This is a genomic window from Maribellus comscasis, from assembly GCF_009762775.1.
Classification (GTDB): Bacteria; Bacteroidota; Bacteroidia; order Bacteroidales; family Prolixibacteraceae; genus Draconibacterium; species Draconibacterium comscasis.
On sequence record NZ_CP046401.1, the window covers coordinates 4,702,338 to 4,725,130 of the forward strand.

The window sequence follows — 22,793 nt, forward strand, 5'->3', positions numbered from 1 at the left end:
AATTCATAGGGTTTTGGTTGTCAAATTGGGCATTTATCCCGGGGAAGAACAAGCGAAAATAGTCACCGGTCCAATTAAAGCCGCTAAATTGAAAAATAGATAAAACCATGTGCCGAAAACAGAAGTCCCATAATAGACATTAACAAAATATCACTTTGAAAAACAAAAAATTGAAACTATTATTGACAGAAATTAATCTAAATCGACAAAAATGAAGAAGATATGTAGTCAAATTGTTTTTTTATTTTTTCTGTCTTTTTTGTTCTCATGTTCGCCCGAACAACAAACAGAACCCGGAAAATTGAATCTTGCCAATATGTTTCAACCGGTTCTTCAAACCGGAAAATTTATTGATCCTGATTGGTTTATATGGGGTGGTAGTCTGGTAAAATCAAACGACGATGGGAAATATCACATGTATTATTCTCGCTGGCCCCAAAAGTTAGGTATGTCTGCCTGGGTTACGCATTCCGAAATTGCACATGCGGTTTCTGATTCGCCTCTGGGACCTTTTGAGTTTGCTGATGTGGCATTGCCGTTTCGTGGGCGCGAATATTGGGATGGGGCCGTAACACATAACCCAACCATACATTTTTTTAACGGGAAATACTATTTGTATTATATGGGGACTACGGGAGACCCGGAGGCAGAGAGCCAACGTTGGGAACACCGGAATAGACAGCAAATTGGTGTTGCTGTTGCCGAAAATCCGGGGGGACCCTGGAAACGTTTTGATACACCGCTCATCAGCGTTTCTCCGGATTCAACTGCGCATGATGCGTTGATGGTTTCCAATCCGTCGGTAACTCAAATGCCCGATGGGAAATATTTAATGGTGTATAAAGCAGCCGCAAAAAAATTGCCCAAACCCATGAGTGGCCCTGTAGTTCATCTTACAGCTACTGCCGATAATCCGGAAGGCCCTTTTGTAAAACAGATGAAACCGATATTTACAGATGGAGAAGCTGAGTTTCCTGCAGAAGATCCATATGTATGGTTTGCCGGGAATTGTTACTACGCTATCGTAAAAGATATGCATGGTGCCTTTACAGATGCCGGAAGGAGCCTGGTGCTTTTTTATTCCGCCAACGGAATGGACTGGAAATTAGCTGAACATCCATTGGTGTCAAAACTGGAAATCAATTGGGAAAACGATACGCTTCAGAAAGTGATGGCGCTGGAAAGGCCACAGTTACTCATCGAGAACGGAAAACCAACAGCATTACTTTGTGCAGTAAATGAAATCCGCGAGCATTCATTTAATCTGCAGATACCTTTGTTAACGAAATAAACAATCACGCTATGAAGAAAATATGGTTTTTTATTATTGTTATTAGCATGTTTTCATGTAAGAATGAAAAAGTTGAACAGCTAAAATCTCCCGATGGTAATATTGTTGTTGCAATCAGCAATGAAAAGGGCTTGCTGCAGATATCCCATTTGGTTAAAGGTGATACGATCATTGGCAATTCGCCGTTGGGAATACAAATTCAGGATCTTGATTTTTCAACTCATGTAACTATTCAGGATATAGAAGAATCTACTTTTGACGAAAAATGGCATACCGTTAACGGGAAAAATGAAATAGTACGAAATCATTATAACGAGAAGATATTTCACATCCGGGGAGAAACAGAAAGCGACATTTCCTGCGATTTGGTTCTTCGTTGTTATAACGATGGCTTTGCTTACCGTTTTATAATAAAAAATATTTCAGGAGATAGTATTCAGTGGAAAGGTGAAAATACAAAACTTAATTTCGAAAACGATTTTTTATATTGGGCATACAACGGGGAACAGCATAATATCGGTCCGGTTAGGTGTTCTTCTTCGCAGGCGAAAGTGCGCACTCCAATGGTTCTTGAACTTGATGACAGCCTGTATATGGCTATTCATGAAGCGGAGATAGTACGATATGCACCCATGAATATTCAACTTGACGGTACGGAAAAAAGTCTGGGATTTATAATAGATGAAACCTCGGAAAAAGGAGAATTGCAAACGTCATGGCGCACTTTTATTGTAGGGAAACGTCCAGGTGATTTGCTGGAATCAGATCTACTGGTTAACCTGAACGAACCTTGTAAAATTGAGGATACTTCGTGGATAAAACCGGGCAAATCGTTATGGGACTGGCGTGTTTGGGGATACAAGGCGAAAGACGGTTTTGAATACGAATTAAATACAATTTCACATAAAAGATTTATCGATTTTGCATCAGAAAATAATATTCAGTATTTGTTGATAGACGCTGACTGGTACGGCCCCGAATTTAGTGATAGCTCCGACCCCACGGCGGCTCGCGAGGGAATCAATATAGAAGAATGTATGGCTTATGCAAAAAAGAAAAAAATAGGCGTAATTTTGTACTTAAATGATGTAGGGGCAAAGAAATTTGGTCTGGAGCGTGTATTAAAACAATTCTCGGATTGGGGGGCTGTTGGTGTAAAATACGGATTTATGCAGGGGAGCTGGGAGGATAAGGTCAGACACACACGCGAAGTAGTAGCGCTCTGTGCCAAATACAGACTGATGGTGGATTTTCATGATAATCCTGTTCCACCAGGTGGAGATCGCCGGACATACCCAAACCTTATTACCAGGGAGTTTTGCCATGCACAGGCCGATGCCAAACGTTCTTATTTCCCTGAAACAGCAGTTACTTCACCATTTATAAATATGATTGCCGGTCCGCTTGATTATACCAACGGTTGGTTCGATCTGAACAATGCACATTCGAGAATACGCGTATTTGAAGAAATCCCGGGAACTGTAGCTGCCGAGGTGGCCAAGTTGGTTGTTGCTTACTCCGGCTGGATGGTACTTCCTGATAGTCCTGAAGAGTATTTAAAAAAGGATGATTTGTTTGATTGTATACGCAAAATGCCTCCTCAATTTGATAGTTTTAAAGTGTTGGACGGAAAAATCGGAGCATACATAAGTGTTGCCCGCAAGGCTGGTGATAATTGGTTTATTGGATCGCTCACCAACCGCGACGCGAGGGATGTCGAATTGGATCTTGCTTTTTTGCCTGAAGGGAAAAAGTACAAAGCACTAATATATTCCGATGCCGCTAACAGTCATTATACGGAGGATAAAGAATCTTATCAGGTAGAAGAAGAAGTTGTTCTTGCCGGAGATATGTTAAAAATAAGCATGGCTCCGGGAGGAGGAAATACAGTGTTTTTAGAAGAATTAAAATAAAAAATGATATGAAAAATATATGTGCCATTTTATTCATTTTTGTGAGCAATTTGGTTGTTGCCCAAACTGCTTCAGTATTGGTTGAAACTGAAAGTTTTGATGAAAAAGGAGGCTGGGTAGTCGATCAGCAGTTTATCCCATCTATGGGCTCGCCGTATCTACTTGCACACGGAATGGGTGAACCGGTTGAAAATGCTAAAACTACGGTTACTTTTCCCGAGAGAGGAAGATACTGGTTTTGGGTGCGTACGAAAGATTGGGTACCCTCCCGTCCCGAAACTCCCGGAACATTTAAAATTATTTTTGATGAAAAAGAATATGCTGAGACTTTTGGTGTAAACGAGGGCTGGCAGTGGATTAGAGCCGGTAAGGTTAGAGTCGGAAGGTCAAACCTGCTTCAAATTGAGTTAAAAGATGAAACCGGTTTTGAAGGCCGTTGTGATGCCATTTATTTTTCAAAGGATAAAGATGATTTTCCACCGGTGGAACTGGAAGAAATGACTACCTGGCGTAAAGAAAAGCTGGGGATTCCACCACCGGAAAGTGCAGGTGATTTTGATTTGGTTGTGGTTGGCGGCGGTTTGGCAGGCTGTGGTGCAGCAGTAGCGGCAGCACGACATGGGCTAAAAGTGGCCTTGATAAACGACCGGCCCGTTTTGGGAGGAAATGCCAGTAAGGAAATTCGTGTGCATACCGAGGGATTGGAATTTTACACCATTGTGCAGGAACTGAGTACACAGCATTATCCGAATGGTGATGCGGGTGCGATTGCTGCTACCGATACCATTGAAATGGTCGTACGCGCAGAAAAGAACATCTCTGTTTTCCCAAATACCCGTGCTTACACTGTGCACAAAGAGGGCAATAAAATTACATGCGTCGATTGTTTTAACACACATACCCATAAAGAAACCCGTTTTGAAGCACCCTTGTTTGTTGATGCCACGGGTGACGGATGGATTGGTTACTGGGCAGGTGCCGAGGTGCGTACGGGACGCGAATCACGTGATGAATTTGGCGAATCGCTGGCACCGGAAAAAGGCGATGGAATGACGATGGGAAATTCTATTTTGTGGAACTCTGTGGAAATTGAAACAGAAAAACCAAAATTCAACCCGGAAAATAAACTGTCAGTTGGCTGGCAGGAAGTGCCGTGGGCCATGGAAGTAGCTAAAGATTACAAAGCTACCCGTGGCGAGTGGTTTTGGGAATACGGTTTGCTGATGAATACCATTTACGACGCGGAAGAAATTCGTGACCATATTTTCCGGGCCATTTATGGCAACTGGTACAATGTAAAACAAGACCCGGAAAATGCCAATCTGAGATTAAAATGGATAGCCTATGTGGCAGGAAAACGTGAATCTCGCCGCATTATGGGCGACTATATTTTAAAAGAAAGTGATGTGGTTAACCGTCCCGATTTTGAAGATGGTTTTGTAGAAGAAGTGCGTGCCATTGATATTCATTATCCGCGTGGCGGGAAATATGATTTCCTTACGGAAGCGCAGTTTACTAAAATTGAACAGTACAAAATTCCTTACCGCTGTTTGTACTCCAAAGACATCGACAATTTGTTTATGGCCGGGCGTTGTTTCTCTGCCACCCATGTTGGTCTCGGCAGCCCGCGTGTGATGCACACCACCACCCAAATGGGAGTTGTGGTGGGTTATGCTGCTGCTGTTTGTAAGGAAAACAACTGCTCTCCCCGCGATGTGTACAAATACCATCTGGACACCATGCGTGAACGGCTGGATAAAATAAAATCAGGGGCGGAGTTTGAGCATTAGAAAAAAAACAATTTTTTTGATGGCAAAATTGCTAGGAATGATATTTTTGGCTCTGGTGTTTGCGGTTGTTTATTGATCAGATATCTACTGACCCGCACTTTTTTTAGAGTTGTTGCTTATTTTTTGTATGTTCACTATGAGAGCGAAAAATAGAATCAGCTAATTGGTGGATGGAAATTTTGCCGGAATCCCTGTTTTTGCTGTGCTTTTAACAAGGAAGGCTAACTAAAAATTATTTTTCAATTTTAATTATTTTGTAATGGTTTGTAAGATAGTTGTTTAACAGTATGTTCTACAGTTCTCTGATTTTACAAAAAGGATTTATTTTTTGTTGATGTGTTTTCATTGGTCTTCGTATTAATTTTTACTGCCTGTGTTCATAATCCTCCAGGGAAAACGATTTTGATTTATTGAACTTTGTTACATTTGGTTGGTTTTTTTCTTTTGTTCAATAAAAAAAGATTGTGAATATGTCTAAAATCTGCGCTGTTCTATTGCTTTTTGTTAGTCTTTTTGTTTCGTCTGTAAAGGCCGGAAATGAAACGGATACCATTCCTGTTCCCAAATCATTTTTTGGTTTTCAGCCCGGTGCCGACCGCATGTTGTTAAATTATGAATCGCTGATTGACTATATGCAGCAGTTGGCGGAAGCATCTCCGCGGGTAAAAATGCTGGAGATTGGGGAGTCACCCATGGGAAAAAAAATGCATATGCTGTTGTTTTCCTCTCCGGAGAACATTCAAAACATTCAGTATTTAAAAGAAATAAACAAAGAGCTGGCACTAAATCCCAATCTTACCGATGCGCAGTTGAAGGCTTACAGCAACGAAGGAAAAGTTTTTATACTGGCCACACTTTCGATGCACTCCACCGAAGTTGGTCCGTCGCAGGCTGCGCCGCTGGTGGCTTATGAACTGGCAACTTCAGACGATTCTGCGCTGGTGAAGCAGTTAAAGGATGTGGTATATATGATGGTACCTTCCTCCAATCCGGATGGAATGGATATGATTGTGGAACATTACATGCAATCAAAAGATACAAAATATGAAGGCGGAGGTTTTCCCAAAGTGTATCATAAATATGTGGGACACGATAATAATCGCGATTTTGTTACACTTACGCAGAAAGACAACAAAGCGATTGCCCGCGTGTACAACACGGAATGGTATCCGCAGATTTTGGTGGATAAACACCAGATGGGGGCCACCGGGCCGCGTTATTTTGTTCCGCCCATGCACGACCCGATTGCCGAAAATGTGGATGAAAAAGTGTGGAACTGGACCTGGATTTTTGGTTCAAATATGGCAAAGGATATGGCAGCCGATAGCCTGACAGGCGTCACACAAAACTCTATTTTTGACGATTACTGGCCGGGATCGACAGAAACCGGCATCTGGAAAAATATCATTTCGATGCTGACCGAATGCGCCAGTGTTCAGTTGGCCAAACCGGTTTATGTGGAAAAAAGTGAATTGCGGGGCGGTGGCTCAGGGCTGGCTGAATACAAAAAGAGCATCAACATGCCCGCGCCGTGGAAAGGCGGCTGGTGGCGTTTAAGCGACATTGTGGCTTACGAAGTGTCATCGTCACTTTCACTTGTAAAAACAGCTTCGTTTCATAAAAAGGATATTCTTCTGAATCGGAATGCGCTTTGTGTGGGCGAAGTAAAAAAAGGTAAAACAGAGGCGCCTGCCTACTTTGTGGTTCCGGCCAAACAGCACGACGAGAGTGAATTAATTGCAATGCTGGGTCTGCTGAATGAACATGGTGTTGACGTGTATAAAACATCGGATGAATTAAGCTTTAAGGGGAGAATTATTGAGAAGGGCGATTATATTATTCCATTGGCTCAACCTTACCGCGCATTTGTAAAAGAAGTGATGGAAAAACAAAAGTACCCGGAGCGGTATTATACACCAGGTGGAGAATTGATGCGGCCTTACGACATAACCAGCTGGTCTCTGCCATTGCACCAGGGAGTTTCTTCCTATCAGGTTGACGAAATTGTGGATGTGATTGACCAAAATATAAACAAAGTCGATTTTCCCTTTGAATTAAATTGGGAGCCCTCGGAAGAAAATACAACGCTGATTTTTTCGGTAGATAACAACGAAAGTTTCAGGGTGGCTTTTGCTGCTCTGGAAAATGATATTGAAGTGTCGCGGCTTAGCAAAGATTCGATAGTTGGAGAGGTGGCATTAAAAACCGGCGATTTTGTAGTTGAGCTAAATCAAAAGAATGCGGATAAACTAAAAGAAATTCTGGAGGAATTAAGTGTAAAACCCGTAGAGATTTCAGGAGTAGTTCTCTCAAATATAAAAGAATTAAAGCTGCCTGGAGTTGCACTGGTAGAAACAGCTTTTCATGATATGGATGCAGGCTGGACACGTTTTTTGTTTGATACTTATCACATTCCTTTTACTGTGCTTAAACCGGAAGATATAAAATTAAAAGAACTGGATGATTTTGATGTAATTGTGTTTCCCGATACTAAAAAGTCCCTGCTTCTTGATGGAAAAAATAAAAGCAGAGATGGAAAAACATCCATTCCCAATTATGATCCCAGGTATATAAAAGGCATGGAAAAAGAGGGCTTGCAGAAATTGTTAAAGTTTGAAAATGAAGGGGGAACAATTGTAAGCTGGGGTGAGTCGGCTGAATTGTTTTTTGGTGTACAAATCATCAAGATTTCGGAAAAAGAAAAAGAGGAGTTTGAGTTGCCCGTGGAAGATGTATCACAGGGAATAAAAGGAAAGGGATTTTATGCTCCGGGGACCTTGTTTAATGTCGAACTGCTGGAAGATCATCCGCTCACCCTGGGAATGGAAAAAACAGCTCGTGTATTTTCAGAGGGTAAACCTGTATTTGGTACGTCCATTCCCTATTTTGATCTCGATCGGCGGGTGATTGCGAGTTACCCGGAAGAAAATTTAGTGGCCAGTGGTTATGCTGAGAAAGAGGAATTACTGGAAGGAAAACCGGCAATGGTTTGGGCAAAAAAGGGAAAAGGAAATTTTGTATTTTTTGGCTTTAATCCGCAATTCCGGGCATCTACTTCCGGTACTTATAAATTGTTATTTAACGCTTTGTTGCTGGATTAAATTAAAAAATAATCAAGAATATTGCCGCTATGAGGGAGTTGATTGTAATTCCTTAAAATCTAAATGATGCGTAATTTCCCGAAGCAAAAGCAGAGCGGCAGGATCTTCAAGTGCTAAAGTAATCCCGCTTAAAAAAAGCTGGTTGACCCATGACTATTTTAGTTCGTTTGCCAAATTTATTATAACCGGATATAACAGTAAAATAATTCCGGTTGTCTGGGATAGGGGCAATGCTTCATTTTTATAAAACAATGCTCCATTTTTATAATAATATGCCTCAATACTATTAAGGCTGTAATTTGGTTTAAGGTTAATTTTATATATAATCTTTAAATCAAAAATTATGAAAAAAATTATTGCTGTTTTTACGTTCTTTTTCGCGTTTGGATTAATAATAAACGCGCAAACTGTTAGCAGGAGTACTGATTGTCATACATTTCCGGCAAGTGCAATTTCCTGGTTGGCGTGTTTGAATGAAAATCCGGCCAACTGGGTAGATCTTGCGAGTGATGTGGAGGTATGTACAGTTACTACATCTGTCACTCTTCCTGATGGAAGAACAAGGGTATTGATGACCAGAACAACTACAGGTTTGGTGTATAACAAATTGGGTATAGAAGTTCCTTTTAATCTTAGGGACAAATACCTTTATGTTGAGAATGATGGATTTTTCGAGCTCGACCAGACAATATCAACCGGTTCTCTTGGTGGTATGCAAATTTTAGCCCATGTGACTCTTTCAATTGTCAATGGTGATGCAGAAGTTGATATTGAGAATTTAACTTTTATTTGTAAGTAATTATACATTTTATTTTATTCTTTTAACTGCCTTTAATTTAAGGCAGTTTTTTTATTCTCAATCCTCAACAGAACTTATCACCTAAAAACTTATTATTTATGAGGTCTGCATTTGTAATTTGCTTAATCATAAAAAATATCTGATGTATAAAGCAAAAAATATGAATTATAACTATTTACAACGGTATATAAGTATAACTGTTAAATAAACATTTTGATCCTGGCGAGGGTAAATTGCCTTTTTAAAGTCCGTTCTTTTTGAAGATTTCAGACAACATCTCATCTTTAGAAATAAGTGTTTCATGACTGTTCAAAAATTCTTTATTACTCAAAAACTCGTCTTCAATACAATTAGTTCCATTTTCCGATTCTGCCTGTGGTGGGATTTTGTGCTGAAAAAATATCTGCAATAAATTGATAGCCCGCTTTCAGGAAGAGTTCTTTTGCAGCATATAATCCTGTAAATACCCGAATCGAAGATTTTTTTGTAGTCGTCGGGTGCAGTTTTTGGTGCTTCCTGCGTTTTTATGGCTTGATTTTATTGTATAAAATCGGTTGTCGGATAAATCAGGATTTTGGGAAAAAAGCTGTATTATTTAATCTGCAACTTTTCCCCAAAATCCAAATGTTGGTATCATTGTTTGTTTACGATACCATCCTAACGAACGGTGTTAATAAAACTTCTCGTCATTTATTTTAAAGCAACTTTTACAGTGTCTGCCATTGGTGTAGTTGGTCTGCCTATTAGTTTTGAAAGCTGTTTTGAATCATCAAATAAATCATTTTTTGATGCTCCTGTATCCCAGCTTGCAATTGCCTCGGCAAACATTTCCGGTAGCCCTGCACTTTTAAGAATTTTTGCATATTCTGTTTCCGGTAAGTTGTTGTAGGGAATATTTTTCCCTGTCTGGCTTGAGATTTCCGCTGCCAGATCGTTTAAAGTGTACGATTCATCGCCTGCCAGTTCATAAACTTGTCCCTTGTGGCTTTCGTCGCAAACAACAATTGCTGCTGCTTCAGCGAAATCAGCACGCGGTGCCGACGAAATTTTTCCTTCGCCTGCGCTTCCTACAAATGCTCCTGCCGCCAATGCTCCTGTAATTGAACCGGTGTAGTTTTCGGTGTACCAACCGTTGCGAAGAATGGTATGCTTAATTCCTGATTCTTTTAGCATCTTTTCTGTTGCCAGGTGCTCTCCGGCAAGGCTCAATGATGAAGAATCCGCATGCAGCAAACTGGTATAAACAATCCATTTTACACCTGCGCTTTTGGCTGCTTCAATCACATTGAAGTGTTGTGTTGCGCGTTGTCCTACTTCGCTGCCTGAAATAAGAAGCAGATTATCAACTCCTTGAAGTGCGTCCGCCAGGTTTGCCGGTTTACTGTAATTAAATTCACGAGCTTCTACTCCCAATCCGATTGCATTTTCGGGTGTACGTACCAAAGCCACAATGTCTTCTGCTAAAACTCTTTTTTTTAATTCTGCTACAACCAGTTGTCCTAACTGACCAGTTGCTCCTGTTACTGCTATTTTCATTTTTTTGAATTTTAAATATTAATAAAAGTCTGTTACTGTCGTCATCTGTTTTTTCTGCTTGATACTCTGTTTATTGAACAATTTAAAGTTAATTTGGTTACTTTTTGATTTTTAATATTGAATTTCTGTTAGTTGGCTAAACCCAGTTGTGTCATGTAGGTAAGGTTGTCCCAGAAGAGATATTCTTCATACATCACACCTTTGTCGTCCCACAAACCAATAGTTACCATGTTTATTTTGAAGGCTTTTCCTGTCGGGTCAATAAATTTTCCGTCGCCAATTGGCATCGGTTTCGTGAATGTTCCTTCCATAACACCCATAACCGCGGTTAAGTTACCTGAACCAATTTTAATGGGATGTTCTTTAATCCGGGTGTCCGGTGCATAAACAAACATCTTTTTCAGGTCTTCAATATGGCGTTCAATTCCGGTGGTCGTACTTCCGTCGGGCCAGTGAACCAGAATATCTTCAGCGTGACTTTCGTGAAGTCGTGCCCACTCTTCGTTTGTAAATACTACAAAATCCAATTCATCGAAAGTCGCCAGGTTTTTGGCGATCACTTCATTTGTTTCCGCAATTTTTGCAAGTTCGCTTTTGAGCTGTTCAACTTCTGCCTTGTATTCATTTTTACTTTTTTGAGCGAGGGAGAAATTTGTAACGGTCAACACCAAAAGTATTGCCATTACTGCTTTTGTAAAATTCAACTTTGTTTTCATCGTACTTTTTGTTTTAATGTTACGATACAAAGGTAGCTTGGCGAAGGGCCTCACACACTTGACCTGAGATAAGAAATGTACTTGATCTATGTTAAGGGAAAAAAGGAAGGCTATCTATTTTTTCTTTCGAATCCGGCTGAGGCTTTCCGGTGTAATGCCCAGATAAGAAGCGATATAAACCAAAGGAATCCGCTGAAACATGTCGGGGTGTTCTTTTAGCATGTCGTTGTAGCGTTCTACTGCCGATTCCCACATGGTAGCATTTAGTCGTTCCAAAGCGTTAATGTATGCTTTCTGAAAAAGAATACGAAAATAGCGCTCCAGTGTCGGGACTTCTTCGTAAAGTTGCTCCAGTCGTTCGGTTGAAATCCGCAGCATCTGAGAATCTTCAAGCGCCTCGATGTAATATTTCGACGGACGTTTTGAAAAAAAACTTTCCAGATCGGAAATCCAGCTGTTATCCAACCGAATCTGATAAATGTGTTCTATTCCTTTGGGATCAATAAAATAAGAGCGCAAACTTCCCTGCTTGATGAAATAAATGTATTTACATACTTCGCCGGGAACGAGCAAATCCTTTTTCTTTTTAATAAGTGCGGGTTCAAAGGCCGACAAAATAAGCGCTTCGTCGTTCTCCGAAATAGTTACCCATTTTTTGAAATAGTATAGTAGTTTATGCTCTCCGGATGTTGTCATAATCGAATTTCCTAAACAGTGAAAATACAAAATTATGAATAATCAACATATTTTGTGTTTGGGGCAATTTTAACTACTCCGGCACAATCGCTCCATGTTTTGCCAATTCACTGCGAACTTCTGTTGCCGGAACTTCTTCCGGCGAAACATTCATTTTATGGGCTAAGAAGGCTGTTACAGCAGCAGCTTGTCCCATTCCCATACAGGAAGCCTGTACCCGCAGCGCGGAGTTTGCCATTCGGTCACTGCTTACACAACGGCCGGCGACAATCAGATTTTTACTGCTTTTTGGAATTAAGGCTCTCAAAGGAATCTTTCCCACCGCACCGTTTTCCAGATATTCCTGATGAATGGTTTTTCCTTCCCTGTGCAAATCCACCGGGTAAAACGAATAGGAAACAGCATCTTCAAAATCAACTCCGTTTATATAATCGTCGTGTGTTATCTTGTAAAGTCCGGAAATCCGATACGTTTCCCTAACTGCAGTCTCTGTTTTTAGGCTTGCGATTCTGATGTTTTCACACCCGGGAAAAGTTTTTAACTCGCGTAATACTTTTAACAATTCTTTTCTTCCCCTGATGTTTGCATCGGTGTGTGTTACTGAACTGGTGGAATCTGCCTCCGGGACATAAACATAATTGTATGGGGAAGTTGTTGGGAAATTATTGGGAGTTTCTTCTTTTTCTGAATTGACGAGCATATTTTGCCGCAGCAAATTGTGGTATCGTTTTGGAATTTTGTCAAGATTAAGTTTAGAGTAATCGTAGCCCTCCAAGGCAAAAAGTAAGGAACCTGGTTGTGTTTCTTTTTCGCGTAACACTTTACATCCCACCATTGAAGTAATGAGCGCATTTCCGGTACAGTCAATTATCTGATTACACTTAATTTGTGTGTTGCTTCCTTTTCCCGCAGTTTCTACAACCCAGTTGTTCTTTTTGAATTCCACAGCAACCGGACTCTCGTAATAGCGGATATCTACGTCGGCATCAATACATTTTTCTTCGGCAAGTAATACATATAAGGCACTGTTTATTGCTACCTGGTGGCGCCAGTGTCGTACAGTGGTGTTGTTTATTATAACATTGAAATTGGGCATTTGGTCGCCGTTCATTTTTATACATTCACTCACTATTTCCCAACCAATGCCGCCAACAATTTGTTTCCCCCAGGCGTGAAATAAGCCGGGAAAAGCAACTCCTCCGGTAGTAATTGTTCCGCCCAGTTGACTGCCGCTTTCAATCAGTATGGTTTTGGCTCCGCATCTTGCTGCCTGAATCGCGGCGATGGTGCCGGCAGTTCCGCCACCAATGACCAAAATATCGCAGTTAATTTTATTTTCCGATTTTATTTTTGTCGGGGGTTCTGCTTTGGCAAACGGTGCTGAAGCGATTCCAACGGAAAGCGCTCCCATGTTTTTTATCATTTGCCTGCGTTTGATTTCTGTCATTTTTGTCAGTTGATTTAGGTAAAATATTGGTTTTCCAAAGCTAACAAATATGGGCGGAATTGGTCTGCTTTAGAAAAGTTTATTGGTTTAGTCTTTGTGGTTTATGGGTTTTATTTCAAAAAAGAGATTCTTAACTTTTTTCATGTTTATTTAATTCAACCGATATTTTGTATCGTTGACCCTATGTTCTCATCTCTGCTGGCTTCAGTGGACGTCAGTTTTTTTATGTTACTGCGATTACTATACAGTTCAGTATAGTGTCTCATTACAATAGAGTTATAATTTCAGTTGCTGTAACAGATAGATTTTGACCTTAACAAGTGGACTAAGCCCCGAATAAATCTATTTTTGCAGGACAACAGTTTTGTCTACGACTCCCATTATAACTTTACTTGTAGTTTCAATAAATAAACCGGTTTCCACCAACCCGGGAATACTTTTTAGTTTGATCTCCAGGTTTGTTAGGTTGGTTTGATTGGAAATATCGATGTCCAGAATATAGTTTTGCTCGTCAGTAACAAAAACAGAGCCGTCCACTTTTCGCAATACAGGACTTAGGTTTAACAGTGTCAGCTCTTCTTTAATTTTTGATGCAGCAAAGGGAATAACCTCTACCGGCAGTTTAAAAGCACCCAGCCGCTTTACCTGTTTCCCTGAATCTGCAATAATGATATTAACTTTTGAATTGTGCGCCAGAATTTTTTCGCGAAGGAGCGCTCCGCCACCTCCTTTGATCAATCGCAAATAAGGATCAAACTCGTCCGCTCCGTCGATATTAATGTCAATTTTTTTAATCTCTCCAAATTCTTTTAGCGGAATTCCATTTTCAATAGCCAGGAGCCTGGTATTTTCTGAAGAAGGAACGCCAACAATTGATAGGCCGGAAGCGACTCTTTTCCCCAGTTCTTTTACCATATATGCAGCAGTCGACCCTGAGCCAAGTCCGACTACCATTCCATCTTTTACCAACTTTACAGATTCAGCGGAGGCTAGTTCTTTTTCTTTTTCGTAATTCATTCAACCGAATTGTCTGATTAATAAAAATTTTTTGCAAAAATAGAATTAACCTTTTAATATGTAAGCATTTTTTTGCGCAGTTAAGGCCAGCTCAGTAGCAAGAAGACAATGATCCTGTGTCATTGCCGTTTCGGTTCGGTTAACCACATCGTTTACCAGTTGTTCTCCATACGGCATATTTACTTCGGAACAATTGTAATATTTGGTCTCTTTCTGATTAACCAAAAAGAGATGGTTTCCGCCTTCACGACCGGCGATGTCAATATACTTTCGCATTTCAATATAGCCCTCTGTGCCAAGAATAAATGTTCGTCCATCGCCCCAGGTATCCAGTCCCTCCGGAGTAAACCAGTCGATACGAATGTAGCCGGTAGCATGTGGGCTACGGACATTCATATCTCCAAAATCCATATACTGAGGATACTGTGAGTTGCCAAAATTTCCCAGCTGAGAAAGCGGAACTTCAGCTTGTTGAGATTGGGTGTAAAACAAAAACTGGTCGCATTGGTGTGAGCCAATATCACATAAAATACCACCTGCTTTTTCAGGATAAAAAAACCAGTCAGGGCGCGACTCCGGGCGCATCCGGTGTGGTCCCAGACCAATGGTTTGAATCACTTTCCCAATGGCGCCCGCCTGAACCAGTTCGCCGGCTTTTACTGACGCCGGGTTCCCCAGGCGTTCGCTGTACATGATAGAGTAAATGCGTTGGGTTTCTTTTTGTATTTTTTTTACTTCATTAAATTGTTTAAAAGTGACAATACCTGGTTTATCAGCCATATAATCTTTGCCTGATTTCATCACCCGGATGCCCAGCGGCGCTCTTTCAGCCGGAATGCCGGCACTGGCAACAAGCTGAATGGAACTGTCTTCAAGGATTTCTTCTTCGTTTTTGGCAACTTTTACATCGGGAAAACGCCTTGTAAACGGAGGGAGTAACTCCGGTTCACGTGAATACACCGAGACCAGCTCTCCACCACCACCAATAAGTGCACTTACCATTCCGTAAATATGGCCATGGTTAAGGCCAATTACCGAAAAGCGAATGGATTCTTTAGGCGCAGGGCGATCTTTCGCTTTCAAAATAATTTCCTCAGGGCGATTGGTACTGTGGAGGCTTCGACCCAATAATTCACCAGGCAAAAAAGCAGCAGCTGTAACTCCGGTTGCGGAAGCTATCGACTTTTGCAGAAATTTTCTTCTGTTAAGTTCCATAAGTTTATATTGTTTTAAGTTGTTGGTTTATGTTTTTAAAATTTATACGAAAATAAAAGATAAATCAATGAAACAGCATGAAAGCCGGGTAAAATAAAATTTTACTGAAGCAACTTTTTTATTTCTGCTGAGGTAAGCGCTCGGTCGAAAACTGCCAAGCCGCCGATTAATCCTTTGTAAAAGTTACCCATTCCTTTTTTTAAAAGAACGGAACCAACAGTAAAGTCAGAACCATTGTTTCCCATACCATCCGGAAAATAATAGGGATTTTTACTCTGTATCAGTCCTTCCGGGTAACCTTCAAAACCTTTGGTATGGTCGATTAGTTCCGGCTCGCGGGTTGTATATTCGCCATTCAGGTATGATTTTATGTATTCTCCGTCGTAGGTGAAAGCGATACAGCTCCACTCGTTTACCGGAATCTTTTGCGCACTGGCCGAGTAATCAATAGAGTAGGGGAAAGGTGGAGTTGGTTTTCCTGATTTGGAAATATGTCCGCAAACCTGATCGCCACCGTTGTAGTAGGGCAACGACACAAACAATCCGTATTGTCGTTTCCCCCCTTCAGCATATTCATTCCACATTCCTCCTACAAATCCGGTTTGCTCGCCGGTCCATTTTACCCAGGCAATTACTGTTACCCCTCGGTTTTTACCATAAATATTTAAAGCTTTTGTTTTTGAATGGGACAGACTTAAAAAATGGTTTCCGTCAAGTTCTATGGCGTAGCCGGAAACCGGCCCCTCGTTTACTCGCCTTATTTTGCCGTTTTTTTCTTTTAAAGGAAATTTACCTTTCCCAACGGCTTTTTTCGCTCTCCCCGGTTTTTCATCAAATTGCCACAGGGCCGTGAACCCTTTTGTTGATTTAATATTGTCAATCAATTTTTTGTTTTGTCCCGCGGTCTCCAAGTTGAAAAGGAAGGAGACGAAAATTATTATTCCAAGCTGATAGAAGACGCTGTTGAAGTTAGCCACGATATAAAGATTATTATTTTTTGACACTTATTATCCCACCATTTATCGTTCGGTGTGAACAGTGGTAAAGATAAGTTTTCCGCAGAAAACTTAGGGAATTAATGTTGTTTGAGCTTTGGCTTAATTAAAACACATTTTGGTAAAACGATATATTACGCTATGTGTGCAAGAATACGATTTTAGATCTTGTTGTAAAAAAAGTAGCATAGTTCTTTCATTTTTCCTTTGATGAAGAGCCAAAACGAAACTTTATCAAAATGCGTCGGTATGAATTGTACAAGTTACAGGCTTGTGATCCGAAGCTGTGGGGAAGTCTTTATAAATCGGATTTCCGCTATTTGTATTAAAGTTGATTTTGGCGCCACTCACCCAATGGTTTATCCGGCTGTACAAAATGTGGTCAATCCACGAATTAATATATGAATAATTAAAAATCGGATCTGCAAAACTTACAGTGTACAATGATGAAAAATCGAGGTCATTTTTTTTCTTGTCATCAAGCGTATCAAAAATAGCATTACCCAGGCACAATTCAGGTTGCCATATGGAGCCCATCAGGCGTTCAATTCCACTTGCATTTATTTTCATTTCACTGGCATCGAAACCTGGTCCGTCGTTGATGTCGCCACAAACAATCAAAGGAATATTTTTGGTGTTATCGTTGCTTAAATAGTCATTTAAAAAATTTGTGCGAAGCTGGTGGCACTGGGCAACTATCTTTTTCCTGTTGCCATCGGCTTTGGCCCACCATTTCGACCATTCCAGGGCATCAAAAATTCCTTTGCTTTTCAAATGCAGACCGATGATTCTGAATTTTTTTCCGTCAGACAAATTTATTGATGCATACAATGGTTTTCGTTCAAATTTATGCACTTCTTCAATACCGTCGCCATCGGTGTCCATCGTAAATTCATTGGTGGCTTTTTTTAAGGTTTCCGCTTCTGCTGCTGATGATATATCAAACCAATCAAAAGGAGGATCGGCAAACAGCCCTTTGTCGGTTCTTACGGCCAACCCAACACTTTGGGCACCGGTGGGCTGCACTACACATTGCCAGTTGCCTTTAATATCAGCCTGATCAAAAAAGAGTTGAAGTTCAGAACTTTGATTTGGACCTTCTACAAGAACCCAGATATCGGAATCAATGTCGTTAATAACACCGGTTAAATCCCGGATTCTGTGACCGATAATTTCTTTGGTCATGTAACCCTTCTCATAATAGGATTTAAATTCCGGTGGATTCCCCGTAAATAATTCATTAAACCATTCAGCATTCCATAGAGCAAATTTTATTTCAGCCATTTTTTTGTTTTTTTGGTTTATTTGAAAAGAAAGCCATTTGTGTTTTGTTTATTTTTCTGATAAACAAGAATAATGAGAGCTGTGTCATTGTTTTAAAATAAAATGATATCCTATTTAAATTACAACAAATAATTGGGGAATCAATTTATTAAGAGCAAAAATTTTGAAGCAGAAATTGAAAGTTTCTCTTCAATAAAAGAGTTTCCCGGCGGTGTGACTATTTTTAAAATTGATGGTATAGTTCTTTTCGTTACCATAGATTTTATAAAATTTGAAACCGGCATTCCGGCACAAGGCTTTTACATCGTTGCTTTTTAGTTTGTCGGGATCACCTGCCAATTCTGAAATCGACAAAATTTCCGGATGTAAGTTTCTTTGTTCTCAACCTCACCAATTACGGTCACCATAAAAATTCGGTTAAAGGAATTGTCGCTAAAAGCAAACTTATTTCCATTACATAGATAGTACTCCGTATTTTTAATTCCCTTTTTATCAAGGCGCTTTTGGGCGAGGGCGAGCATTTCCTTTTGAATATCAGCCAGCACCAATTTCCCGTGTTGAAGAAATCCTGCCACCTTTAAACTAAAATAACCGGGACCGGGGCCTACTTCCAGTACCGACGAGTCTGCTTTTAACTCAAGTCTCCTTATTAGCTGACCAGGTGAGAGAAAAATGTTTCGTAACGGGATAAGAAGTGTAAATGCCATTTGATAGGGAAATATACCTTTGGAAGTAAATCGCTTTGTGACTCCGGTTGAGCTGTTTTTGATCATTTTTAGGATGTTTAACTTTTTATCGCAAAAAAGTAAATCCAAAGTATAAATAAAATTTGTAACGGAATTCTAAACCACAAATAAATGGGGCCGTTTCCCTGAAATGTTCCTTTCTGGTAGTCGATATGATTAATGGCTGCGTACACATTCGCCGGCAGAATAAGCAGGAAAAAAGCGATAAGCAACCATCCTGTCAATACTCTGAATGCAGGGAGAAAAAGTCCGAAAGCGGCGACAATCTCGATAACTCCTGTCAGGTAAACCAGTTCCGTTTTGAATGGAATAAATGAAGGAAGCATCATCGACATCCCTTTTGTAAAAACAAAATGCCCCATTGCCGTAAAAACAAGCATTGCAGACATCGCAATTCGGCCCGGAAGAGCAAATTCAAAATTTCCACGGAATACCTTTGTTCCCAAAACCGATATAATAAATACACTAAGCAGCACAACAAATGGTTTCATAGCTAAAAGTCTTTGTTTGCAAAGTTGCACTGAATTGATAAGTAAAACAATGAACCAGGGTTAAGAAATTCTCTTTCGTATTCTGCTTAAAGCCTGCGGAGTGATTCCAATATATGATGCAATGTATTTTAACGGAATTTGTTTGATAAGTTCGGGGTGGGAAGAAAAGAGGTCGAGGTAACGTTCTTCGGCCGTTCTGTTTAGCAAAGAGATTTCGCGGTTTGATTTTATCAGAAAAAGCCTTTCTGCATTCCGTCTGCCCAATTCGTTTCCCATGCTGGTGGTTTCATAAACTTTCTGCAAATCCTGATAGTGTATCCTGTACAAGGTGGTTTGTGTAATGGTTTCAACCTGGTAAGGACACGGTTGTTGGCTTAAAAAGGAATCATAAGCACTTACAAAATCATTTTGGAATACGAATCCAAAAGTCAGGTCACTGCTTGTTTCCGAAATATAAAATCGTACGACTCTGTTTTCAACAAAAGACAAATACTTTTCTACGTCGCTCTGTTTTAAAATGATACCTTTTTTTGTAAAGGTCTTTTTGATTAGCTTGGAACTAAAAAACTCCCAGTCATGGCCTGTCATTTCAACAAAATTCTGCAGGTATTTTCTTATTTGGTTCATAAGCTCACTTTTATTTGTGCATTTGAAATGAAAAGTACTGCAACAGTATCATCTGTTTTTGGCATAAAAGGTTGCTAAGCTACTGTAAAACCTGGTTATTATATTTTTATAATCCCGTTTCTGTATAAATTCAAAGCCTGGTTTAAAATGGTTTCAATTGTATTCAGGGGGAGGTCTTTGTTTGGATTTACCCTGAAAATTTTCATTCTTGATCGATTTCCGGTTTCCAGCCGAGGGTGATTGAGATGTTTTCCTTCTACCATAAGCATATAAGGTTCATGTGTTTTTTTGTCTGTCCAGAGGTAACAGAACATTTTTTTTCTGTAACAAAAACACGGCATGCCATATTTTTTTGTTTCGGTTACATTGTTATCCTGTTGGAGAATGATATTCCGCAAAGCCAGCAAACAACTTCGGTTTGGCTCTTCACTACTTAAATAAAAATTGTCTAATGCTTTCATTATGGTTTTCAAGTTACTCTAAATCATCTTAAAAATCAATGAAAGGTTTTGTTTGGTTTTTGTTTCCGGAAAGGATGAAACAAATTTTCTGCAGGAGTTGAATTCTTTTTTTGTGTTTTAGATTGGCTATAAGAAAGAAAACCCCGGTTCAAAAACCGGGGCCTTCATCTAGTTTATAGTAAAATGGATTAGAAAATGGTCTATTCTTCTTCCTGCTCAGCTTCGTAAGCTTTTAACAGTTCATCCTGAACATCAGCAGGAACTTTTTCGTACCCGTCGAAACTGATGTCAAATACTCCTCGTCCTCCGGTAATTGAACTTAACGAAGTGGTGTATTTATTCATCTCTTTTAACGGAACTTTTGCGGTAATTTTTTCCATTCCTTTTTCAGAGCCCATTCCCATAATCATGGCACGGCGTCCCTGCAGGTCACTCATTACATCCCCCATTCTGTCTGAAGGAACCCATACATTCAAATCGTAAATTGGCTCCAGGATTTTAGGCCCGGCGTTTTTAAAAGCCATACTAAATGCATTACGACCGGCAAGTTTAAACGAAATCTCGTTTGAGTCTACCGGGTGCATTTTACCATCGTAAACATATACACGGATATCGCGGGCATAGGAACCGGTAAGCGGGCCTTCTTCCATTTTTTCCATAATCCCTTTCAGGATGGCCGGCATAAAACGGGCATCGATTGAACCACCAACAATACAGTTACAGTAAATCAATTTACCACCCCATGAAAGTTTGTGCTCTTCAACGGCACGAACGGAGAGTTTCTGTTCTTTGTCGCCAAATTTGAACATTGATTTTGGTTCGCTACCATCTTCATAGGGTTCAATAACCAGGTGGACTTCCCCAAACTGCCCTGCACCACCCGATTGTTTTTTATGGCGGTAGTCAGCCTGAGCCGCTTTGGTAATGGTTTCGCGGTATGGAATTTTGGGTTGAAGATAATTTACTTCAATCTTATGTACATTGTCAAAATACCATTTTAATACATTGGTGTGGTATTCTCCCTGACAGTGAACCAGCAACTGTTTTAATTCCTTTGAATAATCAATAATAAATGTAGGATCTTCATATTTTAGTTTATTCAAAACTTCACCTACTTTTTCATCATCGGAATCGTTTACGGCTTTTACTGCCACGGTATGTCTTGATGAAGGGAAAGTTATCGGTTCAAATTTTGTATCAGCTTCTTTTGTTGTAAGCGTTTGGTTAAATTTGGTTTCCTTTAATTTAACGGTACAACCTAAATCGCCGGCAACCAGCTCATCTACCTTTTCACGGTTTTTACCGGCCGCAACAAATACTTGCGATAAACGTTCCTTGTTTCCTGATTTGCTGTTGATTAAGTCGAGTCCTTCACTAATTTTTCCGGACATTACTTTGAAATAGGTAATTTCACCAACGTGAGATTCAACAGTAGTTTTAAAAACAAATAAACTTGGAGGTTCCGATTCTTCCATTTTAACAGCTTTGCCGCTAACTACATTCCGCATTTCTCTTTCGTTTGGTGCGGGAGCTATATTGGCAATGAATTCGAGCAGGCGGCCTGCACCGATACCTTTTTTGGCTGTAGTACAAAATACCGGATACAAATCGCGTTGCAGCATTCCCAGTTTCATGCCTTTGCGCATCTCGTCTTCAGTTAAACTGCCCTTGTCAAAATACAGTTCCATTAAAGCTTCTTCATTCTCGGCAGCCATCTCAACCAGTTCGTTGTGCAGTTCTTCTGCTTTTTCCATTTCCGAATCCGGAATATCCAGAATTTCTACTTCGCCTTTATCGTTGTATTTGTACATTTTCATTTTCAATACATCGATAACGGAAGAAAAACTTGGACCGGCATCAACCGGGTATTGTACGATGGTTACTTTGTTTCCAAAAGTTGCTTTGCACTGGTCGAGCGCAGCATCAAAATTTGAATTGTCGTGATCAAGCTGGTTAAAAACAAAAACCATCGGAGAGTTCATTGCTTCGGCATGACGGCCTGCAGCTTCGGTACCTGCTTCAACACCGTTAGTCGCATTAACTAACATTAAACTCAGGTCGGTTACATTTAACGAAGAAACAACACCACCACATAAATCATCCATTCCCGGAGTGTCGAGAATATTGATTTTCACACCATTTTTTTCTGTATATAATAAAGTTGGCAGTACTGAGTTGCCATAATCGTGTTCAATATCGGTATAATCCGAAACGGTATTTTTTGCCGTTACCTCACCTTTTCTGTTAATCACTCCACCCTCGAAAAGCATAGCTTCAGCAAGGGTGGTTTTCCCACTGCCAGCATTACCCAACAGTGCAATGTTTCTGATTTGATTTGTTTTATAAACTTTCACGTGTATATGTTTTAGTTAATATTTTAAATATTTACAGATTATTTGTTAATACTGTATTTCTATCCAAATTTTTTAATCATTTCCGGCATGAAAATTTACTTCTTTGTAAAGTGAATTTTTCCCATTTTCCTTTCCCGTTTTTCGGAAGTTTTATAAAAAAGGTCACCAAAATTAGTAATAATTTATTAACAATCAAGTTCCATGAATTTGCGAGTTAATGTTATACAACTATATTTTTTTTACTGTTTTCTTTAAGCAATTATAATTCAGTTGTTTAAATGTTTTCGCTAATAGGCTGATGTTGAGTTAATGTT

At 39.9% G+C, this 22,793-nt stretch carries 18 protein-coding genes; 5 read left to right on the top strand and 13 right to left on the bottom strand.

Annotated elements, in window-relative coordinates:
- Nucleotides 1-211: 211 nt before the first annotated feature.
- From GM418_RS18740 to GM418_RS18760, 5 genes are all read left to right on the top strand, one after another.
- The gene (locus GM418_RS18740; protein WP_158868776.1) at nucleotides 212-1,291 is read left to right on the top strand and encodes a glycoside hydrolase family protein; all 1,080 of its coding nucleotides are present in this window, start codon (nucleotides 212-214) and stop codon (nucleotides 1,289-1,291) included.
- 11 nt (nucleotides 1,292-1,302) lie between these two features.
- A complete protein-coding gene (locus tag GM418_RS18745) occupies nucleotides 1,303-3,204 on the top strand; it encodes a glycoside hydrolase family 97 protein (RefSeq protein WP_158868777.1) in 1,902 nt (633 codons plus the stop codon).
- Between the two features lie 8 nt (nucleotides 3,205-3,212).
- Nucleotides 3,213-4,994 carry an FAD-dependent oxidoreductase gene (locus GM418_RS18750; RefSeq protein WP_158868778.1) on the top strand — a complete coding sequence of 594 codons (1,782 nt, stop codon included), beginning with the start codon at nucleotides 3,213-3,215 and terminating at the stop codon, nucleotides 4,992-4,994.
- A 470-nt stretch (nucleotides 4,995-5,464) separates the two neighbouring features.
- Nucleotides 5,465-8,095, top strand: coding sequence for a M14 family metallopeptidase (locus tag GM418_RS18755; RefSeq protein WP_158868779.1), 2,631 nt, complete (start codon nucleotides 5,465-5,467; stop codon nucleotides 8,093-8,095).
- A gap of 343 nt (nucleotides 8,096-8,438) precedes the next feature.
- Nucleotides 8,439-8,894, top strand: coding sequence for a hypothetical protein (locus GM418_RS18760; RefSeq protein WP_158868780.1), 456 nt, complete (start codon nucleotides 8,439-8,441; stop codon nucleotides 8,892-8,894).
- A gap of 690 nt (nucleotides 8,895-9,584) precedes the next feature.
- On the opposite strand, the gene GM418_RS18765 is transcribed toward GM418_RS18760, so the two are convergent.
- The 13 genes from GM418_RS18765 to GM418_RS18825 all read right to left on the bottom strand — a co-directional run bounded on the left by GM418_RS18765 (nucleotide 9,585) and on the right by GM418_RS18825 (nucleotide 22,479).
- A complete protein-coding gene (locus tag GM418_RS18765; RefSeq protein ID WP_158868781.1) occupies nucleotides 9,585-10,430 on the bottom strand; it encodes an SDR family oxidoreductase in 846 nt (281 codons plus the stop codon).
- Nucleotides 10,431-10,558: 128 nt separating this feature from the next.
- Nucleotides 10,559-11,146 (bottom strand): ester cyclase, encoded by a 588-nt coding sequence (locus GM418_RS18770; protein ID WP_158868782.1) that lies wholly within the window; start codon nucleotides 11,144-11,146, stop codon nucleotides 10,559-10,561.
- A 114-nt stretch (nucleotides 11,147-11,260) separates the two neighbouring features.
- The gene (locus GM418_RS18775) at nucleotides 11,261-11,842 is read right to left on the bottom strand and encodes a Crp/Fnr family transcriptional regulator (RefSeq protein ID WP_158868783.1); all 582 of its coding nucleotides are present in this window, start codon (nucleotides 11,840-11,842) and stop codon (nucleotides 11,261-11,263) included.
- A gap of 73 nt (nucleotides 11,843-11,915) precedes the next feature.
- Entirely contained in the window at nucleotides 11,916-13,289 is a 1,374-nt protein-coding gene (locus tag GM418_RS18780) for an FAD-dependent oxidoreductase (protein ID WP_217447520.1), read from the bottom strand.
- Between the two features lie 342 nt (nucleotides 13,290-13,631).
- Entirely contained in the window at nucleotides 13,632-14,306 is a 675-nt protein-coding gene (gene rpiA, locus GM418_RS18785) for a ribose-5-phosphate isomerase RpiA (RefSeq protein ID WP_158868784.1), read from the bottom strand.
- A gap of 45 nt (nucleotides 14,307-14,351) precedes the next feature.
- On the bottom strand, nucleotides 14,352-15,521 hold the full coding sequence (locus GM418_RS18790) for a Gfo/Idh/MocA family protein (RefSeq protein ID WP_158868785.1): 1,170 nt from the start codon (nucleotides 15,519-15,521) through the stop codon (nucleotides 14,352-14,354).
- Between the two features lie 101 nt (nucleotides 15,522-15,622).
- Nucleotides 15,623-16,405: a LamG domain-containing protein gene (locus GM418_RS18795; protein WP_217447521.1), complete on the bottom strand. Its 783-nt coding sequence runs from the start codon at nucleotides 16,403-16,405 to the stop codon at nucleotides 15,623-15,625.
- Nucleotides 16,406-16,750: 345 nt separating this feature from the next.
- Entirely contained in the window at nucleotides 16,751-17,800 is a 1,050-nt protein-coding gene (locus tag GM418_RS18800; protein ID WP_158868786.1) for an endonuclease/exonuclease/phosphatase family protein, read from the bottom strand.
- A gap of 314 nt (nucleotides 17,801-18,114) precedes the next feature.
- On the bottom strand, nucleotides 18,115-18,573 hold the full coding sequence (locus GM418_RS18805; protein ID WP_217447522.1) for a class I SAM-dependent methyltransferase: 459 nt from the start codon (nucleotides 18,571-18,573) through the stop codon (nucleotides 18,115-18,117).
- 11 nt (nucleotides 18,574-18,584) lie between these two features.
- Nucleotides 18,585-19,037, bottom strand: a complete 453-nt coding sequence (locus GM418_RS18810; RefSeq protein WP_158868787.1) for a DoxX family protein — start codon at nucleotides 19,035-19,037, stop codon at nucleotides 18,585-18,587.
- A gap of 60 nt (nucleotides 19,038-19,097) precedes the next feature.
- On the bottom strand, nucleotides 19,098-19,664 hold the full coding sequence (locus tag GM418_RS18815; protein ID WP_158868788.1) for a Crp/Fnr family transcriptional regulator: 567 nt from the start codon (nucleotides 19,662-19,664) through the stop codon (nucleotides 19,098-19,100).
- A 98-nt stretch (nucleotides 19,665-19,762) separates the two neighbouring features.
- Complete coding sequence (locus GM418_RS18820) at nucleotides 19,763-20,125, bottom strand: DUF1801 domain-containing protein (protein ID WP_158868789.1); 363 nt, start codon at nucleotides 20,123-20,125, stop codon at nucleotides 19,763-19,765.
- A gap of 200 nt (nucleotides 20,126-20,325) precedes the next feature.
- On the bottom strand, nucleotides 20,326-22,479 hold the full coding sequence (locus GM418_RS18825; protein ID WP_158868790.1) for an elongation factor G: 2,154 nt from the start codon (nucleotides 22,477-22,479) through the stop codon (nucleotides 20,326-20,328).
- Between the last annotated feature and the right edge of the window lie 314 nt (nucleotides 22,480-22,793).

What these genes read in the sequence shown, in the direction of transcription:
- GM418_RS18805 (WP_217447522.1), bottom strand. Translation starts at nt 18,573, where the DNA reads ATGATCAAAAACAGCTCAACCGGAGTCACAAAGCGATTTACTTCCAAA.
- GM418_RS18755 (WP_158868779.1), top strand. Translation starts at nt 5,465, where the DNA reads ATGTCTAAAATCTGCGCTGTTCTATTGCTTTTTGTTAGTCTTTTTGTT.
- GM418_RS18775 (WP_158868783.1), bottom strand. Translation starts at nt 11,842, where the DNA reads ATGACAACATCCGGAGAGCATAAACTACTATACTATTTCAAAAAATGG.
- GM418_RS18810 (WP_158868787.1), bottom strand. Translation starts at nt 19,037, where the DNA reads ATGAAACCATTTGTTGTGCTGCTTAGTGTATTTATTATATCGGTTTTG.
- GM418_RS18790 (WP_158868785.1), bottom strand. Translation starts at nt 15,521, where the DNA reads ATGGAACTTAACAGAAGAAAATTTCTGCAAAAGTCGATAGCTTCCGCA.
- GM418_RS18815 (WP_158868788.1), bottom strand. Translation starts at nt 19,664, where the DNA reads ATGAACCAAATAAGAAAATACCTGCAGAATTTTGTTGAAATGACAGGC.
- GM418_RS18770 (WP_158868782.1), bottom strand. Translation starts at nt 11,146, where the DNA reads ATGAAAACAAAGTTGAATTTTACAAAAGCAGTAATGGCAATACTTTTG.
- GM418_RS18800 (WP_158868786.1), bottom strand. Translation starts at nt 17,800, where the DNA reads ATGGCTGAAATAAAATTTGCTCTATGGAATGCTGAATGGTTTAATGAA.
- GM418_RS18780 (WP_217447520.1), bottom strand. Translation starts at nt 13,289, where the DNA reads ATGACAGAAATCAAACGCAGGCAAATGATAAAAAACATGGGAGCGCTT.
- GM418_RS18740 (WP_158868776.1), top strand. Translation starts at nt 212, where the DNA reads ATGAAGAAGATATGTAGTCAAATTGTTTTTTTATTTTTTCTGTCTTTT.
- rpiA (WP_158868784.1), bottom strand. Translation starts at nt 14,306, where the DNA reads ATGAATTACGAAAAAGAAAAAGAACTAGCCTCCGCTGAATCTGTAAAG.
- GM418_RS18765 (WP_158868781.1), bottom strand. Translation starts at nt 10,430, where the DNA reads ATGAAAATAGCAGTAACAGGAGCAACTGGTCAGTTAGGACAACTGGTT.
- GM418_RS18745 (WP_158868777.1), top strand. Translation starts at nt 1,303, where the DNA reads ATGAAGAAAATATGGTTTTTTATTATTGTTATTAGCATGTTTTCATGT.
- GM418_RS18750 (WP_158868778.1), top strand. Translation starts at nt 3,213, where the DNA reads ATGAAAAATATATGTGCCATTTTATTCATTTTTGTGAGCAATTTGGTT.
- GM418_RS18760 (WP_158868780.1), top strand. Translation starts at nt 8,439, where the DNA reads ATGAAAAAAATTATTGCTGTTTTTACGTTCTTTTTCGCGTTTGGATTA.
- GM418_RS18820 (WP_158868789.1), bottom strand. Translation starts at nt 20,125, where the DNA reads ATGAAAGCATTAGACAATTTTTATTTAAGTAGTGAAGAGCCAAACCGA.